The 1,173-nt window shown below is 74.9% G+C and carries 1 protein-coding gene; it reads left to right on the forward strand.

What is annotated here, in order from left to right; all coding sequences use genetic code 11:
- Nucleotides 1-1,076: dipeptidase (locus ACJA3G_RS37340; RefSeq protein WP_406557451.1), on the forward strand; the 1,076-nt coding region annotated here is incomplete at its 5' end.
- Between the last annotated feature and the right edge of the window lie 97 nt (nt 1,077-1,173).

Consider the following 1,173-nt stretch of genomic DNA (forward strand, 5'->3'; position numbering starts at 1 on the left):
CCCCCGGCGACACCCCCGGCGACACCCCCGGCGACACCCTCGACCCGGACGTACGCGCCCGCATCCACGCCCTGCTGCGCGCCCACCCCGTGGCCGACGGGTACAACACCCTCGCCCAGGTGCTCGTGCACACCCCGTGGCACGACGTGGAGCTCGGGGAGAGTTCGCTCGACACCGACATCCCCCGGCTCCGGCACGGCGGCGTAGGGGCGCAGCTGTGGTCGCTGATGGTCCCGGCCGACTGCCCGGACCCGGTCAGCGCCACCCTGGAGCGCGTCGACCGCATCCGTACGCTCGTCGACGCCTGCCCGGAGGGGCTGCGGACGGCGCAGGCCGTCGGCGACCTGGCCGACGCCCGCAACCACGGCCGTATCGCCTCGGTCTTCGGGCCGGTGGCCGCCCACGCGCTGGGGGACTCGCTGGGCACGGTCCGGGCGTACCACGCGCTCGGCGTCCGCGCGGTCGCCCTCACCACCACGGCCGCCTGGGCCCGCGCGGGCCTGACCCGCTTCGGGCACGAGGTCGTACGGGAGCTCAACCGGCTCGGTATGGTCATCGACCTGTCCGGCGCCGCCCCCGACACCGTCCACCACACCTTCAGCGCGGCCAAGGCCCCGGTGATCTTCACCCGCTCGGCCGCCCGCGCCCTCACCGACCACCCGCTCAACGTCACCGACGAGCTCGTGGCGGAGCTGCCCGAGAACGGCGGGGTGTGTCTGGTGAGCTTCGCCCCGGCGCAGGTCGCCCGCGCCGGACGGCCCGCGTCCGTCCAGGACGTCGCCGACCACATCGAGCATCTGCGCGGGGTCCTGGGGCCGGAGCACATCGGTCTGTCGGGCGGGTACGGCCTGCCGGAGGACGCCCCGCGCACGGTCGGCCTGGAGGACGCCTCCTGCTACCCCGTACTGCTGGGCGAGCTGATCGACCGGGGCTGGGACGACACCGAGCTCGCCGCGCTGACCTGGGGAAACTTCGAACGGGTCATCCGCGACGTGGACTTCGCGGCCCGTGCCGCCCAGCCCCGCCGCGGGCCCTCCACCGCGACGATCGAGGAGCTCGATCCGCCGCGCCACTAGCGGCAGGGCCGAAGCGGGCAGGGTGGAAGCGGGGCAGGATGGAAGCGGGGCAGGACCGATACCGGCAGGACCGGAAGCCGACAGGCAAAGCCCCCCG

Source organism: Streptomyces sp. YS-3, assembly GCF_045257485.1.
GTDB lineage: Bacteria > Actinomycetota > Actinomycetes > Streptomycetales > Streptomycetaceae > Streptomyces.